Source organism: Desulfovibrio sp., from assembly GCF_034006445.1.
GTDB lineage: Bacteria > Desulfobacterota > Desulfovibrionia > Desulfovibrionales > Desulfovibrionaceae > Desulfovibrio.
Window position 1 is genome coordinate 558698 of record NZ_JAVESS010000001.1, and the last position, 15574, is coordinate 574271.

The 15574-nt window shown below is 55.5% G+C and carries 23 protein-coding genes; 22 read left to right on the forward strand and 1 reads right to left on the reverse strand.

Features of this window, described 5'->3' with window-relative positions; translation table 11 throughout:
* Window positions 1–7: 7 nt before the first annotated feature.
* The 4 genes from RBR41_RS02325 to RBR41_RS02340 are packed head-to-tail and all read left to right on the forward strand — an operon-like array spanning window position 8 to window position 1062.
* Window positions 8–229 (forward strand): hypothetical protein, encoded by a 222-nt coding sequence (locus RBR41_RS02325; RefSeq protein ID WP_320350690.1) that lies wholly within the window; start codon window positions 8–10, stop codon window positions 227–229.
* The gene (locus tag RBR41_RS02330; protein ID WP_320350691.1) at window positions 226–651 is read left to right on the forward strand and encodes a RusA family crossover junction endodeoxyribonuclease; all 426 of its coding nucleotides are present in this window, start codon (window positions 226–228) and stop codon (window positions 649–651) included. Before RBR41_RS02325 ends, RBR41_RS02330 begins: the two co-directional genes overlap by 4 nt.
* A complete protein-coding gene (gene nrdD / locus RBR41_RS02335) occupies window positions 644–844 on the forward strand; it encodes an anaerobic ribonucleoside-triphosphate reductase (protein WP_320350692.1) in 201 nt (66 codons plus the stop codon). The genes RBR41_RS02330 and nrdD overlap by 8 nt, the downstream gene beginning before the upstream one ends.
* Complete coding sequence (locus tag RBR41_RS02340) at window positions 841–1062, forward strand: MerR family transcriptional regulator (RefSeq protein WP_320350694.1); 222 nt, start codon at window positions 841–843, stop codon at window positions 1060–1062. The genes nrdD and RBR41_RS02340 overlap by 4 nt, the downstream gene beginning before the upstream one ends.
* A 118-nt stretch (window positions 1063–1180) precedes the next feature.
* Here the strand turns inward: RBR41_RS02340 and RBR41_RS02345 are convergent, their stop codons facing one another.
* Window positions 1181–1555 carry a hypothetical protein gene (locus tag RBR41_RS02345; RefSeq protein ID WP_320350695.1) on the reverse strand — a complete coding sequence of 125 codons (375 nt, stop codon included), beginning with the start codon at window positions 1553–1555 and terminating at the stop codon, window positions 1181–1183.
* A 137-nt stretch (window positions 1556–1692) separates the two neighbouring features.
* On the opposite strand from RBR41_RS02345, the gene RBR41_RS02350 reads away from it, so the two are divergent.
* Genes RBR41_RS02350 through RBR41_RS02435 form a run of 18 tightly spaced genes read left to right on the forward strand, consistent with a single transcriptional unit; the run spans window position 1693 to window position 15497 of the window.
* A complete protein-coding gene (locus RBR41_RS02350) occupies window positions 1693–2241 on the forward strand; it encodes a lysozyme (protein ID WP_320350696.1) in 549 nt (182 codons plus the stop codon).
* A 1-nt stretch (window position 2242) separates the two neighbouring features.
* Window positions 2243–2545, forward strand: a complete 303-nt coding sequence (locus RBR41_RS02355; protein ID WP_320350698.1) for a hypothetical protein — start codon at window positions 2243–2245, stop codon at window positions 2543–2545.
* A 2-nt stretch (window positions 2546–2547) separates the two neighbouring features.
* Window positions 2548–2745, forward strand: coding sequence for a hypothetical protein (locus RBR41_RS02360; protein WP_320350699.1), 198 nt, complete (start codon window positions 2548–2550; stop codon window positions 2743–2745).
* On the forward strand, window positions 2745–3236 hold the full coding sequence (locus RBR41_RS02365; RefSeq protein WP_320350700.1) for a terminase small subunit: 492 nt from the start codon (window positions 2745–2747) through the stop codon (window positions 3234–3236). The genes RBR41_RS02360 and RBR41_RS02365 overlap by 1 nt, the downstream gene beginning before the upstream one ends.
* Complete coding sequence (locus RBR41_RS02370) at window positions 3224–4579, forward strand: terminase large subunit domain-containing protein (RefSeq protein ID WP_320350702.1); 1356 nt, start codon at window positions 3224–3226, stop codon at window positions 4577–4579. Before RBR41_RS02365 ends, RBR41_RS02370 begins: the two co-directional genes overlap by 13 nt.
* Complete coding sequence (locus RBR41_RS02375) at window positions 4554–5096, forward strand: hypothetical protein (RefSeq protein WP_320350703.1); 543 nt, start codon at window positions 4554–4556, stop codon at window positions 5094–5096. Before RBR41_RS02370 ends, RBR41_RS02375 begins: the two co-directional genes overlap by 26 nt.
* 4 nt (window positions 5097–5100) lie before the next feature.
* Window positions 5101–5337: a hypothetical protein gene (locus RBR41_RS02380; protein WP_320350705.1), complete on the forward strand. Its 237-nt coding sequence runs from the start codon at window positions 5101–5103 to the stop codon at window positions 5335–5337.
* Between the two features lie 3 nt (window positions 5338–5340).
* Complete coding sequence (locus RBR41_RS02385) at window positions 5341–5670, forward strand: hypothetical protein (RefSeq protein WP_320350706.1); 330 nt, start codon at window positions 5341–5343, stop codon at window positions 5668–5670.
* Complete coding sequence (locus RBR41_RS02390) at window positions 5671–7392, forward strand: portal protein (RefSeq protein ID WP_320350708.1); 1722 nt, start codon at window positions 5671–5673, stop codon at window positions 7390–7392.
* Window positions 7392–7628, forward strand: coding sequence for a hypothetical protein (locus RBR41_RS02395; protein ID WP_320350710.1), 237 nt, complete (start codon window positions 7392–7394; stop codon window positions 7626–7628). The genes RBR41_RS02390 and RBR41_RS02395 overlap by 1 nt, the downstream gene beginning before the upstream one ends.
* Window positions 7612–8445 (forward strand): hypothetical protein, encoded by an 834-nt coding sequence (locus RBR41_RS02400; protein ID WP_320350712.1) that lies wholly within the window; start codon window positions 7612–7614, stop codon window positions 8443–8445. Before RBR41_RS02395 ends, RBR41_RS02400 begins: the two co-directional genes overlap by 17 nt.
* Window positions 8446–8448: 3 nt before the next feature.
* Window positions 8449–9408 carry a major capsid protein gene (locus RBR41_RS02405; protein WP_320350714.1) on the forward strand — a complete coding sequence of 320 codons (960 nt, stop codon included), beginning with the start codon at window positions 8449–8451 and terminating at the stop codon, window positions 9406–9408.
* A gap of 8 nt (window positions 9409–9416) precedes the next feature.
* Entirely contained in the window at window positions 9417–9851 is a 435-nt protein-coding gene (locus RBR41_RS02410) for a hypothetical protein (protein WP_320350716.1), read from the forward strand.
* Window positions 9852–9860: 9 nt separating this feature from the next.
* Complete coding sequence (locus tag RBR41_RS02415) at window positions 9861–10166, forward strand: hypothetical protein (protein ID WP_320350718.1); 306 nt, start codon at window positions 9861–9863, stop codon at window positions 10164–10166.
* An 11-nt stretch (window positions 10167–10177) separates the two neighbouring features.
* Window positions 10178–10795, forward strand: a complete 618-nt coding sequence (locus tag RBR41_RS02420; protein ID WP_320350720.1) for a hypothetical protein — start codon at window positions 10178–10180, stop codon at window positions 10793–10795.
* Window positions 10795–12600, forward strand: a complete 1806-nt coding sequence (locus RBR41_RS02425; RefSeq protein WP_320350722.1) for a hypothetical protein — start codon at window positions 10795–10797, stop codon at window positions 12598–12600. The genes RBR41_RS02420 and RBR41_RS02425 overlap by 1 nt, the downstream gene beginning before the upstream one ends.
* 4 nt (window positions 12601–12604) lie before the next feature.
* The gene (locus RBR41_RS02430; RefSeq protein ID WP_320350723.1) at window positions 12605–13252 is read left to right on the forward strand and encodes a hypothetical protein; all 648 of its coding nucleotides are present in this window, start codon (window positions 12605–12607) and stop codon (window positions 13250–13252) included.
* A 10-nt stretch (window positions 13253–13262) separates the two neighbouring features.
* The gene (locus tag RBR41_RS02435) at window positions 13263–15497 is read left to right on the forward strand and encodes a hypothetical protein (protein ID WP_320350725.1); all 2235 of its coding nucleotides are present in this window, start codon (window positions 13263–13265) and stop codon (window positions 15495–15497) included.
* The last annotated feature ends 77 nt before the right edge of the window (window positions 15498–15574 follow it).

Below are 15574 nucleotides of genomic sequence, written 5' to 3' on the forward strand. Positions count from 1 at the left end.
AGCGTGCATGTCTCACATGCGTAAATCCCGGTTCTTCCCCTGCCCTGCTGACGTGTTGCGTGAGTATGCGGAACGGCCTGTGAGGAACGCTTTGCCAGCGCTGCCGGAAGAACCGGAAGATAAAACGCCGCGGCTTGGAAGCCTGGTGCTTGACGCATTCCGTGGTAATCCCGAAGCCCGCGCAGCAGTTGAAAGCATGCGCCAGCGGACAGAGAGGGTCATGCAGTGAAAATCACCGTCAAAATCGTACCCAAGGCCCAGATGCGCGCCCGGCATGGCGTGGTGAATGGTTTTTCTCGGACGTACAAAGACAAGCGCCAGGTAGTCGAAGAAGAGGCGCTAATGGCCCTGCTCGGCCCATATCAGCCTGCTCAGCCCATGCAGGGGCAATTGCTCCTGGGTGTGAAGGCGTACATGCCGATTCCAGCCAGCAAGACAAAGACGTTCAAGACGTTGGCCAGAAAAGGCGTCGTGCGCCCCACCACAAAGCCCGACCTGGACAACCTGTTGAAGCACGTCAAAGACTGCCTGTCCAAGCTGCGTTTCTGGGGTGATGACAAGCTTGTGGTGGGTTACCTGCCGCACACCGGGAAATACTACTCCGACGAACCACGTTGGGAGATTGAAATTCTGGAGTGCCCGCATGTTTGATTACGAATATCCAGCCCCGGTGGTTGTTGAGGCAGAGCCACGGCCAGTAAGGCTCGTTGGCGTCGGCGTCAAATTTGAGCGGACCCGGCGCATCACAGGCTATCTTGTGGGGACCTTGGACAGGTTCAACGATGCCAAGCGCGCAGAAGAAAGGGATCGCGTAAAGCATGGGCTGGGCCGGGAGGAAGTATGAGTATGACGACTGAGCAACGACAGGCCCAGGTAAGCTATGTGCCGAAAATACTGCGCAACATGGCCGAAATCTGCGAAGAAATGGGCGTGGGCGAGAAGACCGTAAAGGTGTGGATCAAAAAAGGCGCGCCCATCGCTGTTGAAGGCGACGGGCGTAAGCTACGATATAGCGCAGAGATGGCTAGGCTTCAGGCGTGGAGGGAAGCCCCCATGCTATAGTGTCACTAGCCTTCATCAATAAATTTTAGTTCTTCAAGTTTAATTAAAATTGCATCTATATTGTTTTTATTTTCGTGATATTTTTTATTCCTTGATGTAAAATCATTAGCATCAAGTTCTATTGATTTATAAATATTGTTAATCTGCGCAATATATTTCTGAGCAAGTAGTGAGTTTTTAGAGTATAAAAATTGCTTTTTGCTATATAATATTGCTGTTCTATATTATTTTTTGCCAGCAATGCAGACTCAGTATTTGCATCAGCGCTTCTTTTCAGTTCTTCGCGTGTTTCTGAAAGTTCTTGACGTTGAAGTTTAAGCTCTTCATTTTGAAAATATATGGCGACCATCATCCCCAAAAAAGCCAGCCCGGTAAAAAGAGATTCGATTGATTCTACATTTTTACCATTTTCCTTACTTAGCTCTGTAAGGCCGCCACTCCACAACCATAAAGCGATAATCCCGACCCCAATTAAGAAGAAAATAACCTTCATGATTATCCTTGCTTTTTTTGAATAATTAAAATCCTGTCAACCCCTCCCCAGATACTCCTCAGACCTTCCCAGATACTCCTCAGTCCGTCCAGTCTAAAATGCCATGCTACGCTTTCTCCCAAACAGGAGCGTAAGCCGTGGCAAAGATCCCCTACAAAAAATCCCCCGGAGTAATCGCAGGTGTGGCGCTGATCACCATGCTTGTGTTTTACGGCGTGAGCCCCGACACCGCGCAGGATACCGCCCAGCAGGCAATCACTACCGTTGAGCAGTTCGAGGGCTACGTTCCTGAAGCCTACCAAGATCCTGTAGGCATCTGGACGCGCTGCTACGGCGACACGACCAATGTTACCCCCGGCGCTACTTACAGTGCTGAGGAATGTGCCCGCAGTCTCAACGACCATCTTGTCGAGACCTCCCGCCCTGCCATGCGCTGTGTGCCGTCTCTGGCGAAGCAGCATCCTAAAATAATAGTGGCCATGCTCGACATGGCGTACAATATCGGCCCCACAGCGTTCTGCAAATCAAGCGTAGCTCGTTACGCCAATGCAGGCGATTGGGCCGCTGCCTGCCGTCGTATCTCTGAAATTTACACCACTGCTAAAGGCGTTTTGTTACGCGGTCTTGTCGTGCGCCGCACGGCTGAATCTCAAATGTGTCTGGAAGGACTCAAGGAGGGGCGTTGACATGCCTATTTGGCTGCTTGGTTTGGTCAAATATCTGCCCGGCATAGGGGCGCTCATCGACAAATTTGTAGGTGGCGATGCTGAAGCAGAAAAGATACGCGCCCAGGTCGAACTCGTGGAGGCTGAAGCATTCAAGCGCGGGCGTATCGCACCTCGCTACATGAAGGGCTACGTCATGATTGGTGCGTTTGCCCTGGTTGTCGCTTTGATACTCGCCTCCGCTTTTTTCCCTGAAGCTTCCAGTGTGGCTGATGCCGTGGTGGACAGTGTCGCTCGGGCTGGAAAGGCTCTGGTGGGGTTCTAGTCGTGACCGTCGATATTTGGGACGTGCTGCAAATCCTCACCCCTTTGGCCGTCACTGTTGTGGGTTGGGGCGTCCGGCTCATTTGGAGCGAGATAAAGTCACAGCGCGCCGAACTGCGCGAGTACGTGCGTCAGGAGACGTGCAAGGCTCACCGCGAACATTTTCAGCGCCAGATTGAGGCGTTGCGCAAGGATATGTGATGGCAGCGAAGCTTACCACAAAGCAGGCCGAATTTGTGCGGCAGTACCTGGTGGACTTGAATGCCACACAGGCCGCTATTCGTGCGGGGTATAGCGAAAAAACTGCCTACCGCATCGGTGCCGAGCTACTTCAGAAAACTTCAGTTGCCAACGCCGTTGCAACAGCCCAGGCGAAGCGGGAGCAGCGCACAGAGATAACCCAGGACCGCGTGGTGGCTGAACTGGCGAAAATAGCCTTTGGCAGCGCCCGTGATGTCATGGAGTGGGGCCCGGACGGTGTCATACTCAAAGACAGCGCCGAATTAACGGACGACCAGGCGGCAGGCGTTGCTGAGGTGAGCGAAAGCACAACCAAGGACGGCGGCAGCCTCAAGCTCAAGCGGCACGACAAGGTCAAGGCGTTGGAACTGCTTGGGCGTCACCTCGGCATGTTCACGGACAAGGTTAAGAATGAAATAACCGGCGGGATTGCAATCACATGGCAGGATTAAAGGTCACTATCCCCTATCGCCCGCGCTATCCGCAGGTACACGAAAGGCTTGAGACCCACCGCTTTGCCGTTCTTGTTGCCCATCGCCGCTTCGGCAAGACTGTACTGGCCGTCAATCACCTGCTCAAAGCCGCTGTACGCTGCCCTCTGGAGCGTGGTTCCTATGGTTATGTGGCTCCATTCCGCACCCAGGCCAAACAAATAGCCTGGGCCTACCTCAAGCACTACAGCGCGCCTATTCCCGGCGTGATGGTCAATGAGTCTGAGTTGTCCGTGACGCTGCCAAATGGTGCACGCATTCGACTTTTTGGGGCAGACAACCCTGACGCCCTGCGCGGCCTCTATTTTGACGGTGTGGTGCTGGACGAAGTGGCACAGATGCGGCGCGAGGTCTGGCAAGAAATCATCCGGCCCGAACTGGCTGACCGTAATGGTTGGGCCGTGTTCATCGGTACGCCCAAGGGCGTTAACCTGTTCCATGAACTTTTTGTGCAGGCTCAAAAGGACACCAGCAGGCAATGGACGGCCCTAGTTTTTCGAGTGGGGGACACCGACGCACTGTCTGCCACCGAGGTTGAACAGTTACGGGCAGAAATGAGCGAAGGCACATTTCGTCAGGAATTTCTTTGCGACTTTTCCGCTTCATCCGACGACGTGCTCATCACCATTGACGAAGCCACAGAGTCCAGCCAACGGGCGTATCTACCCACGGCCTACCAGTCCATGCCCTTGGTAATGGGGGTGGATGTGGCGCGCTTTGGTGGTGACAGGACGGTTATTTTCCCCCGTCGCGGGTTGGTGGCATCTGCTCCAATTATCGTGGCCAAACTGAACAATGTGGAAGTGGCGAACAGGGTCATTAGCCTTTACCACCAAATGCGGCCGCACAGTATCTTTGTGGACGCCGGGCAGGGCCAGGGCGTTATCGACATCCTGCGCCAGGCTTTGCCTTGCGTGTACGAGATACCTTTTGGCGGGTCTGCGCTTGATGCGGCGAAGTTTTACAATCGTCGTTCTGAAATGTGGTTCCTCTTGCGGGAATGGATCAGGGCTGGCGGGGCTACCCCAAAGGTAGACGGTCTTGTGGGTGAACTGTCTTCACCGCTCTACAGCTACGACGCCAAGGGACGCATATCTCTTGAAAAGAAAGAGGACATCAAAGACCGGCTCGGGCGCTCCCCTGACCTGGCCGATGCTCTGGCGCTGACCTTTGCCATGCCTGTACTGCCGGAATCACACGGCAGGCAGGAATATGCAGATCGGCAAGCCAATGTCCTCATGGAATACAACGATCTTTCCAACGGTGGAGGCTATGCGGATGGGATTTCACAGTCTCTCATCTGAATTCTATTGCCGCTGGTACACGGGCGACGATAGCGGGCTTGACGACGATAGCCTGATCTTTGCCCTGGAGCTGATGGTGGCCTCTGGCTACGCGCAGACCGTGCTGTATGACCGGGAGTATCCGCCGGAACCTGCCGAATGGCTGAGCTTCTGCCAGCAGCCGAAGTTTTTGTTTTTCATGCTCTATGACGCAGCGCAGCATGTGCCCATTGCCATTGTGTGGCTTGAGATGTGTACGAGTACAGGCGCTCAGCGCTTCGTCCATTTCTGTTCATTCAAGACAGGCAGGCGCGAGCAGTTTGTGGCGGGTGGCAGGGCTTTATTTGCCTGGGTTGGCGAAGCGGCGGGTATCAGGCAACTCATCGGCGTTACCCCGGCCTGTTACCGCCATGCTCTGGCGCTGGTGTATGACATCGGTTTTTCAAAGGTGGCACGACTGGAAAAGGCGGTTTTCTGCCTTGGCAAAAATCGGGATGCCATTTTGACAGTCAGTAATCTTTCGACCTTGCGAGGATAGACATATGGGCGGTGGAGGCGGTGGCGGTAAAGGCGGTGGGAGCGACAACAGTGCGGCTCTGTATGCGCAGCAACAGGCGGACCTTGCCCGGCAAAAGGCCGAGCAGGAAGCCAAGGAAACGGCAATCGCTGAAGCTGAACAGAAGAGGCGCGACGAGCTGCGCAAGCAGATGCTGGGGCAGCGTGACGTGCTGGCAGACGACGAAAAGGACGCGGCAGTACAGCAGAACCAGCTGGGGTGACATATGGGAACTGAACTCGCCATAGGGGCTGCGGCCATGCTGGCTTCGGGCCTGATTTCCTACGCGGTGACACCCAAGTCGCCGTCTATGGACATGACCAATTACGATCTGTTGCGCCAGACGCAGGAACAGGCGGACGCGGAAAGCGAGGCGGCCAAGGCCCGCATTGAAGAGGCCCGCAAGCGAGAAGAACTGCGTACGCAACAGATGTACGGCAAGGACATCATGACCTCGGAAGTGGGCGCGGACGTGGACAAGGTCGGCATCAAGAACCAGGTGCTCGGCAATAAAGATGATACGGACGATACAGAAGATTCGTCCAAGGCGGTTTAAATGGCAGGCAAACGCGCCAGCGATTTTGTGCAGCAGCTGAATACGCAATTCGGGCAGCTCAAATCCGAGCGCGCGCCCTTTGACGAGATCTGGCGCAAAGTGGCTGTATTCGAATCCGAGCGCATGACGCTCTTTGACGGGCAGCTCGGCAACAATCCGGCCCAGGCCATGCGCCGCGACGTGCGGGACGTGGACAATACCTGCCGTCAGGCCATTACGGTGTTTTCTTCGGGCATGCTCTCCGGCGTGTCGCCGCCGTCCGACCAGTGGTTCACCCTGCGCATTGCCGACAAGTCCGGCGGGGACGAACTCAAGAAATACCGCCATGTGGCTAACTGGCTGGAGCAGATTGAAAACCTGTTCCTCAAGGACTTCACGGCTAAGAATTTCTACACGCAGCAGGTGAGCAGCTACAAGCACATCGGTCTGTACGGCATGCAGGCCATGCTGGTGGGTGAAAGTCCGCAGATGGGCACCTACTACCGTGACGTGCCCGTAGACGAAATTTACATCGCCAATGACTACGCGGGCCGCGTTAATGTGGTGTACCGCGAGATGTGCATAACCCTGCAGCAGGCTCTGGCAATGTTTGGCAAGGAAAACCTCTCTCCTTGCTTGCAGGCCCTGGCAGAAGACAGGAATGCCAACCCGCAGGAGCATGTGACCATTGTCCATGCCGTGATGGAGAAGGCCCCCGGCTACGAAAACATCATTGGCAACAATAAGCTGCCCTATGCCAGCTATTACTTTGAACCGGGCGAGGACCATCTGATTTCAGAAGGAGGCTTTGACAGCCTGCCTTACATCGTCACCCGCGCCTATTCTGACGGACGCTCCCCGTATTCTATCAGCCCCGGAACCATCGCTCTGGCCGATGTGCTCATGATTAACGAGATCAAGCGCCTCATGCTTCAGGCCGGGCAACTCAGTGTGGCCCCGCCCATGCTTTTGCCGGACCGTGGCCTTGTGGGACGGCTCAATTATTCCTCCGGCGCCCTGAACACCTACCGCAAGGACGGCACCACAGACGTCAAGGACTTTCAGCCGCTGCAACTGGTGGGCGAGTTCAAGCTGAGCATGGAACTGATGCAGCAGGCGCAGAAGGACGTGAACGCCGCCTTTTTCGTTGACCTGTTCCTCATGATCCACAACCGCACTCAGCAGGGGCGGGGCACGCCCACTGCCATGGAAATTGAGCAGCTTGCCACGGAAAAATCTTTTCTGCTGGCTCCTATCCTCATCAATCAGCAGCAGGAAAATTTCAATCGGCTGTTCGAGCGTGTCTTTGAGATCAAGAAGAAAGAGCATGGCGCAATCCCCGAGCCCCCAAAAGAACTGCTCAACGCTGACATCGAGATTGAATACATCTCGCCCCTGGTGCGCGCCCAGCAAGGCGTGAGGACGCAGCAGATGCTTCAGGGCCTGCAGGAGCTTGGCGGCATTGCCAAGCTTTACCCCGATGTCATGGACATTGTGGACAGCGACACCATCACGCGCCGCATCATTGAGAGCTGCGGCATACCGCAATCATGCATCCGCACGGTTGAAGAAGTCATGGGGCTGCGCCAGCAGAAAATACAGGCCCAGGAGGCGGCTCAGAAAGAAATGCAGCAACAGCAGATGATGGCGGGCATGATGCAGGGCTATGAAGGGCTTTCCAAGGCTCCTGAAGCTGGCAGCCCTGTGCAGTCAATCATGCAGCAAGCAGCTGGGGGCATGTAGTGAGTACTGAGCAGCGGGACTACCTCATGATGGCGTCACGCATTCGCGCTGCGCTGTCCACAGAGTCCGGGGCGATCCTGAAAGAATGGCTGCGACACGCCTGCTTTATGGATACCCCCATGAACAACATGGAATGCGAATCACTGGCGCAGACACAGCGCATCGGCGCCAGGCGTGACCTCTTTATCGTGCTGGAACAAATTGAAAAGGATGGAGCACATGTCACAAGTGACTGACGGGACACAGGCGGGTGCGGCACAGGCTGCCGCACCACTTAACGAGGCTTCCAATAATGGCGGGAGTATCCTTGCAGGCGATGGCGCTGGCGCAGCGGACAACAAGGACACGCTGCTCGGTAGTGCCACCCAGGGTGGTCAGGAAGGCACTGACGGCAAGGGTGCGGCTGATAACGCTGGTGATCGTCAGGCCCAGCCTGGTGCATCCCAGCAGCAAACTGAGCCTTTGCAAGGACTTGCCCCGCTGCCGGATGATGCAAGCGACGACCAGCGCGCCGAATTTGACAAGAAGATGCGCGCCCTGGCTGGTGTTCCGCAGGACGCCAATGCCTATGGCGATTTCGGTTTTGGTGAAGAAGTCAAAATCGACACGGCCAGCGCGGATTACAAGTACTACACCGAACTTTTCCATGAAGCCGGACTCTCAAAGGCCCAGGCCAAGAAGCTGCTTGAAGGGCATCACAAGTTCGCCCTGGAGCAGGTGGAACACCATAAGCGTACGGAAAACGACACCATTGCCGAATACCGCGCTCAGGTGAAGCGGGATTTCGTCAAGGAATGTGGCGGCGAAGCTGCCTTCAAGGAGTTTAACGACACCGCCGTGCGCGGCTTCAAGGCATCAGCACAGGGGGCCGGGCTGACAGACAAGGACGTGAGCGGGCTTTTGTCCGTCATGGGCGATGACCCGCGCTTTGTGAAGATATTCAATGCAATTGGCAAGATGCACCGCGAGGACGTGCTTATCACTGGCGCGGCTCCGCGAGCCCAGGAAAAAACTTTTGATGACATGTTCTCGGGCATGTTCAAAGGAGCGTAAGCTATGCCTTTCGGTAATTCTCTCAACCAGCTTTCCATCGGGAAGGCCAAGACCTTTGTCAATCAGGTGGACAACATCACCGAAAATGCGCCGGTGGTGAAGGCCATGCCCTTTGTGGTCAGTTCTGACCAGCTTTGGGACGTGTCCAGCGAAATCAGGATGATTGGCAGCGGCATGAACAGCGTTGATCTCAACGCGCCCCTGCAGGAAATCCAAATCGCCGACGCACTCAAGCAGACCCAACTCAACATCTTTGGCGCGAAAATGTTCGTACCCGAAGATACCGCCAAGCTGGAAGGCGGCCCGGACAAGTATTTCGGCAAGAACCGCCAGGCCTTTGAGCGCCAGACGGGCATGGATGTTGAGCGCAACTATATCTACAACGCCTTTCTGCCCTTTGCCCTGTCGCAGTACGCGGCGGGCAAAACCGACTGCGTGCAGAGCGCGGGCGGCACTGGCAACACCAACTACAGCCTGCTGGCTCTTCGCTTTGACGAAGTCAACATGTCCGGTCTGTATTCGCCCCTGTGCTTCAAGCGCGACACCTTCCTTGACATGCAGGCCATCAATGGCGGCAATCTCTACGAAAACCCCGACACCAACAGCAAATACTACAAGGCACTGGGTTACGGCATGCGCATGAAAACCTACATGGGCGTGCGTATGCAGAGCTACCGCAATATCGGGGCCATTGTGAACATCAACCTGGCCGCCCCCACGCCGCTCACCCGCATGATGGTGGAAAAGGTCCTGCTGTCGGCCCGTACTGGCGAAGCGGGAAAGACCATTCTTATCTGCCATCCCAAGGTCAAGCTGCAGTTGGCAGAAATCGGCAAGACCGAGTTTGTCCAGTCCGCCTACAGCGACAAGAACCCCGACTTCCGTGTGGATACCTGGAGCGGCGTGCCCATCATCACTTCGTACAACTTCGTGGATGGCGCTGAATCCGCCATCAGCCTGTAGGAGGCAGCATGTATAACGTCAACCTTCGCCCTTACGGCGAATACTTTGCACAGGCGCAGGCCATCACCACCACGCCCACCGTGGGCAACCAGGCCAGCAATAACCCCACGCGCCTTGACGCCGCCCAGGGTGGCACGGCCATTCGCGTGGCAACTCCCAAGGGCTCCGGCAGCCTGACTGTGGCCAGCGCTGCCACGATCACCCTGACCGTGTTGGGAGCCAAAACGGAAGCAGGCACGCCTGTTACCCTGGGCACTGCCGTTTACACCAACGATACCGGAGCGGCCAAGGTCTTTGGCCCTGACGCCGTGGTGTGTGACTTCGTCCTGCCTGAAGCCACGTTCAAGTATCCCTTTATCAAGGCACAGATCAGCGGGTCCGCCGCGCCCACGGGCAGTGTGGACATTTTCCCGCAGTACATCAGCCAGCCCCGGCGCGGCTAGGAGTTAATAATGGCACGAGCAATCAAACCCTTTGCGGTTATCAGTGCTTCTGGATCCATGCTTTTCATGGAGGGGCAGGAGGTGCCGGAGCATATCGCAGAACAGTACCCGGAGCACATCGAGGGCACGGCGACTCTCCCCTCTCCTACCGTGCATAACCCGAACCTCAAGGCCAAGATGACCAAGGCAGAAGTGGGCAAGATGTCCGAAGACAACCTTGTGCAGTGGCTGCGCCAGTTCCACCCGGCCAGCGTGCCTGCTGACGCGATGGAAAAGAAGGAACTGGTAGAACTCGTACTTTCCCTTAACAGCTAGTGGGGGCCGTCATGGATCAGGGGCGCACAGGCATCATCAATCAGGCTTTGCTCTACATGGGGCAGGACACCATTCTTGACCCGGAAGGAGAGAGCAAGAATGCCAAGCTGTGCGCTGCCGTCTATGACGAAACCCTTGCGGAAGTGCTGAGCGGCCACCCGTGGTCATTCGCGGTCATGGCCGCTCGCCTCCAGCAACTGGAAGAAACGCCTCGGGACATCAGGTTTTCTTATGCCTACCAGTTGCCGGAAGACTGCGGGCGCATCCTGTCAGTGGAAACCACGCAGTTGCAGTCACTGTGGGGTGAAAATGCTGCCAGCAACACACAGCCCGTTGCTGAATACATGGTGCAGGGGAAAAGCCTCGTATCCAACCATCAGGGGCTACAGATAGTGTATGTCCGCACCAGCGTGCGGCCCCATGAAATGACGCCTCAGTTCAAAAATTACTTTTCGGCCATGATCGCCAACCGACTGCACTTCAAGATTAACGGATCAACTCAGGGCGAGCAGGCCATGTACAAGCGTGCCATGTCCCTGCGCATCGAAGCCATGCACACGGACAGCGAGCAGACGGACACCATGCCCGTAAATAGGCCCAACTCTTTTGTAAATGCCAGGCTGTTCTGATGAAGATTTACCCTGACGTACATTCCTTTGTAGGCGGACTACTCACAGCAAAGCTTGAGGGCCGCGTGGATTACTCCAAGTATGGCGTGGGCTGTCGCGTGCTGGAGAATTTCATTGTCACGCCCACGGGCGGCATCTACAAGCGGCCCGGCCTGCGTTTTGTGTCCAAGGCCAAAGCAAACGGCTGCAGGCTCATACCGTTCGACTTCAACGGCACGGACTCGCAAAGTTACGTTCTCGAAATAGGCGATGGGTACATTCGTTTTTTCACGCGCGGGGGCCAGCTGATGAGCGGGAACGCCCCCATGGAACTGGCGGTCGGTGCGCTTAATGGCGTGGATGTAACAAAGCTGCGCTATGTGCAGTCTGCTGACGTGATCTATTTTGCCCACCCGGATATGCAGCCCTGGCGGCTTGAACGCCTGAGCGCGACCAGTTGGGCCTATCAAGGGCTTTCATTCATCACCAACAGCACGGAACCGCTCCCCTTTGCGGCGGGAAATTATCCTTCACTGGTCAGGATTTACGAAGACAGACTGGTGTATGCTGGTACGCCCAAACAACCTCTGAACATCTGGATGTCAAAGATGGCAGATTTCACCAACTTCAACATTAATACACAGTCTGACCAGACCAAAGAGCCTCTGGCCGAAGATGCTATCTTTCTCAGAATCAACGGCTCACGTGTGAACCCCATCAAGTGGATGCTCGACATGGAGCAGCTGGTTGTGGGCACCAATGCTTCAGAGATTCGCATTCAGGGCTCCGACATTGACAGCCCGCTGACTCCAAGCACGACCGGACACAAGCGTCAGTCAAGCTATGGCAGCTGCGACGTGCAGGCTATTCTGCTTGGCAGTTCGGCCATGTTCGTGAGCCGCACCGGAACCAACGTATACACCCTTGACTATCAGGATTTTGGCTACCGCTTCAAGGCGGCCCCCCTCAACCTGCTTTGTCCCGAAGCCACCAGCCCCGACGTGGTAGAAATGCACAGCATGAGCGAACCGGAACCGATTGCCTGGTGCATCCTTTCGGACGGTACGTTCTCCGGCTGCACCTATATTCGGGACCAGCAGATTTTTGCCTGGCACAAGCACCGCACGCAAGGAAAGGTCAAGTCTGGCGCCATCATTCCATACATTGAAGGTGATCAGTTCTGGGTGGCCGTTGAGCGCAATGGGGAAACCTTCATCGAATACCTTGAAACGCCCTTTGATGTGTATGCCGAGGACGCCACCTACAGCGTGTTTATGGACGCCATGCTGACCGGCACCACGGATGAGACGGGCATCATCAAAGGTATGCCCTATCTGGCCGGGCGTAGCGTGCAGGTCATGCAGGACGGCTCATACCTTGGGGAGCTTGAGGTGGATGCCAACGGCAGTGTGCAGGACATTAAAATACGCAAGAACGCGTACGTGGCTGCTGGCCTTGGCTACACGGCAGAAGTACAGCCAATGCGTATCAACTATCCATTGAAGAACGGCCAGGGCGTGAATTTCAAGAAGCGCATTGTGTCGGTGATGCTTCGGGTATTGGGTTCCATCAAGGGCGACATCCGCACCGAATATGAGCAGCCGATACCAGCATTGAACAGGCCCGGCGAGTATGGCCAGTGGCAGGAAATACTGGCCTTCAGCGATGGTGCTATTGGCGGCAAGCCTCCGCCCTGCCTGACCAAGACCATAGAGGTTTCCCTTTCCGGCAACACTACGTTTGACGGGCTGATTCGCGTACGGCAGGGCCTGCCCTTTCCATTGTTCATAACCTCTATCGCCTTTGGCATAGAGCAAGGCGGGTAAAAACATGGGCGGCATGGGAGAAATGATCGCTTCGCCGAAGGCACAGTACGGCATGATGGGGCTCGCCACCGGGCTAAGTGCCGGCAGTTCCATGGCCAACGCCCAGTACAACGCTGCGGCCATGCGCATGCAGGCGGATGCGCTCGACGAACAGACCAAACTCACGGGCTACCTCATCCGCAAGCAGTACGAGAGCGATTACCGCACATTGGTGGAAAAGCAGGAACAGCAGCAGAGCATGAACCGGGTTGTCGCCATGAAGAACGGCATTACTGGCGCGTCGGGCACAGCTGTCTTGAGCGCGCATGCTGCTAAGAGCCAACAGAATTTGGAGCAGCTTTACTATAACGCGGCCATGAAGACAGGCACGACGAGCCTGCAAAACAGTGCTCGTGCCTCTGGCCTGCGCGAAAAGGCCAATCAGTATGACTGGCAGGCCACCAGTTCAGCCGTGGCCGGGATTGTGGGCTTTGGCGCTGGCGTGCTGTCACTGGAGTCTAAATATGGGCTTAAGGCTGAAAGCCCGGTGGACAGTGTAATGAGCGAAGAAAAAATCCGTAGTGAATTTTATGGCAGCAGTAGCGCGAACAGCATGAGCAGCAATGACTTTGGCACGTTCAGTATGTCCAGCCTTCCTTCCCTTAAGTCGTGAGGTGTAGCACATGGCACTCAGAATAGAAGGCCCAGGCGATGTTCGGGGCGTTGACGCAACAGGATTCGCCCCATCTGGCGGTGGCAGCGGCGCGTACGCCCCCACCTGGAGCGTTGGCGACCCTGTTGCGGTAGCCATGGCTGGCCTGCAAAAGGCCTCTGAGCGGTTCGCTGATACCTACGATGATGTGCAGGTAAGCGGCTTCGTCATGCGGCAAAAGAAAAGGCTTGATGACCTCTATGACAACCCGGATACGGGCCTTTTTGCCACCCGGAAAGGCGATGCCGCAAAGGGTATGTACCAAGAGAGCAAAGACACTTTCAAGACCATATGGGATGAAGACGCCAAACAGCAACTTTCTGAACGCCAACTGCAGCTTGCGTCAAAGCCCATGACGGCCATGTTTCTGGATTACGCTCACCGAGTGGGCAGCCATGAAACAACGCAGCTCATGAATGCGCAGGTTGAACGGGCAGAAAACACCATATCAACGGCAAGAGATCTCGTAGCCTCCGGTAGGGTTGACATGGACACGCTAGGTGCGGCCCTGGCGAATATTAAAATAGCCACTGCGGCCCAAGGCAGGATGTTGGGATGGGATACCGACACGGTTTCCAGAAAACAAAAGGAAGCTTTTGGCAGCGCTATTATCAAGGGGTCTGCGGCCATCGCTGCCACAAACCCGTCTATGGCCATCGGTGTTTTGAACGAATATCGCGGATATCTTTCAGACGCAGATTATCAGGCATCGCTTGGCGTTCTGGATGAGAAGGCAAGGGAGTTCAAAAAGCAGCACTATCTTGAGCTCGTTGCAAGCGGTCAAAAGGATGAAGCAGATAGTTTTTTGCGCAACAATGCGCCGCAAGGGATGGCCTTTACTGGTAATACCATTGCTGAAGCTTTTCACAACCCGCTGAATATAAAACAGGCTGGTGCAAACAGTGGTACACGAGCCGATTATCGCCAGTTTAATGATGATGCCGAGGGTTATCTTGCAGCAGGTGCGCAGCTTCGGCTTTATCAAAACAGGGATGGTTTAACGACTCCGCGCCAGTTTATAAGCAAATGGGCCCAGGCTTATGAAAACAATCTTGTGAAGTACTTCCAAACCGTTTCCAAGGCCACTGGGCTTGATCTGGATAAGCCCCTGGATCTGAACGAGCAAAAGAATCTCGCCCTGCTCATGAAGGGGATGTCCATGGCGGAGTCGCCCGTTGGGAAAAAGTATTCCGCATCAGACATTGAAAGCATGCTGCAAAGTAAAGGAACTCAGCGACAATACACCAAGCCTGATGTCGGGGTAGAATCAACCGCTAATTACAAGCCCGGAACGGGTATGCTCAAACCATCTGAAGTCATGACCCTGCTCAAGCACGGCAAGGAAATGTTCGGAAGGCAGCAAGAAGACGCCGCTTTCAAGTTTGTTGCGGATATGCCCCAGGCAAAGGCGTTGGAAATGCTGGCCTCGCCAAGCGGGCAGATGAGGCTCGGCATTGATGCCAAGCAAGCCGCCGAAGTTTCCAACATGCTGAACACGCATTGGGCGCATAAGAACGCGGCTGAAAGGCGCGCCCGCGACGACTATGACCGCGATGCTCTCACAGGGGCAGTAAACTTGGGCCTCGGGCTTGGCGGCCAGGCAGACCCTGACGCAGCATACAGAACGATTAGGGATGACCCCAACATCGACGGGAAGACGAAACTGGATTTTCTCAAGGCCCTGCAAAACGGAACCCTGGACACTGACGATCCCGGCTTTGTCGTGGACATCAAAAAAAGAATCGCCAGCGGCCAGCCCGTCACAGAGGCTGATATTGCCAGAGGCGTGGCCGCCGGAAAAGTGTCGTTTGCGACCAAGGAAAAACTGATCAAACTTCGGGAAAATGTCCAGGGGCCGCAGGGCGCAGCTATCAAATACGCATTCAATGCCCTTGATGGCGCATTCAAAAAATCCATGCTCGCCGATGGCACGCCAGAACAGGCCCTCGCCCACTTTGCCGCGCAGCGCGAGCTGCAAGACGCCATCGAGCAGGCGCAGGCCAAGGGGAATGTGCTCGACCTGCTGAACCCGCAGTCAAAGAATTACATCCTACCCGGAATCATGCAGCGGCATCAACTCACGATGGCTGACCAGGTTTCGGCCATCAGGAACAAGATGTCGGCGCAGCCGGTGGGGGCAAAGCGGGCTGCGAATGAAGATATCTCTACCAATTTGAAGCGTTCACCTATGGGGGGTGAAGAATGAGCCAGAGCCCAGTTCAGCAAGAATCTAGCCCCGATTTTTATTTAGAGCTGCGCTCTCGTGGCTTTTCTGATGCTGAA

Coding starts and splice junctions, on each gene's coding strand:
- RBR41_RS02325 (WP_320350690.1), top strand. CDS start 8: ATGTCTCACATGCGTAAATCCCGGTTCTTCCCCTGCCCTGCTGACGTG.
- nrdD (WP_320350692.1), top strand. CDS start 644: ATGTTTGATTACGAATATCCAGCCCCGGTGGTTGTTGAGGCAGAGCCA.
- RBR41_RS02340 (WP_320350694.1), top strand. CDS start 841: ATGAGTATGACGACTGAGCAACGACAGGCCCAGGTAAGCTATGTGCCG.
- RBR41_RS02345 (WP_320350695.1), bottom strand. CDS start 1,555: ATGAAGGTTATTTTCTTCTTAATTGGGGTCGGGATTATCGCTTTATGG.
- RBR41_RS02355 (WP_320350698.1), top strand. CDS start 2,243: ATGCCTATTTGGCTGCTTGGTTTGGTCAAATATCTGCCCGGCATAGGG.
- RBR41_RS02365 (WP_320350700.1), top strand. CDS start 2,745: ATGGCAGCGAAGCTTACCACAAAGCAGGCCGAATTTGTGCGGCAGTAC.
- RBR41_RS02370 (WP_320350702.1), top strand. CDS start 3,224: ATGGCAGGATTAAAGGTCACTATCCCCTATCGCCCGCGCTATCCGCAG.
- RBR41_RS02375 (WP_320350703.1), top strand. CDS start 4,554: ATGGGATTTCACAGTCTCTCATCTGAATTCTATTGCCGCTGGTACACG.
- RBR41_RS02380 (WP_320350705.1), top strand. CDS start 5,101: ATGGGCGGTGGAGGCGGTGGCGGTAAAGGCGGTGGGAGCGACAACAGT.
- RBR41_RS02385 (WP_320350706.1), top strand. CDS start 5,341: ATGGGAACTGAACTCGCCATAGGGGCTGCGGCCATGCTGGCTTCGGGC.
- RBR41_RS02390 (WP_320350708.1), top strand. CDS start 5,671: ATGGCAGGCAAACGCGCCAGCGATTTTGTGCAGCAGCTGAATACGCAA.
- RBR41_RS02400 (WP_320350712.1), top strand. CDS start 7,612: ATGTCACAAGTGACTGACGGGACACAGGCGGGTGCGGCACAGGCTGCC.
- RBR41_RS02405 (WP_320350714.1), top strand. CDS start 8,449: ATGCCTTTCGGTAATTCTCTCAACCAGCTTTCCATCGGGAAGGCCAAG.
- RBR41_RS02410 (WP_320350716.1), top strand. CDS start 9,417: ATGTATAACGTCAACCTTCGCCCTTACGGCGAATACTTTGCACAGGCG.
- RBR41_RS02415 (WP_320350718.1), top strand. CDS start 9,861: ATGGCACGAGCAATCAAACCCTTTGCGGTTATCAGTGCTTCTGGATCC.
- RBR41_RS02420 (WP_320350720.1), top strand. CDS start 10,178: ATGGATCAGGGGCGCACAGGCATCATCAATCAGGCTTTGCTCTACATG.
- RBR41_RS02425 (WP_320350722.1), top strand. CDS start 10,795: ATGAAGATTTACCCTGACGTACATTCCTTTGTAGGCGGACTACTCACA.
- RBR41_RS02430 (WP_320350723.1), top strand. CDS start 12,605: ATGGGCGGCATGGGAGAAATGATCGCTTCGCCGAAGGCACAGTACGGC.
- RBR41_RS02435 (WP_320350725.1), top strand. CDS start 13,263: ATGGCACTCAGAATAGAAGGCCCAGGCGATGTTCGGGGCGTTGACGCA.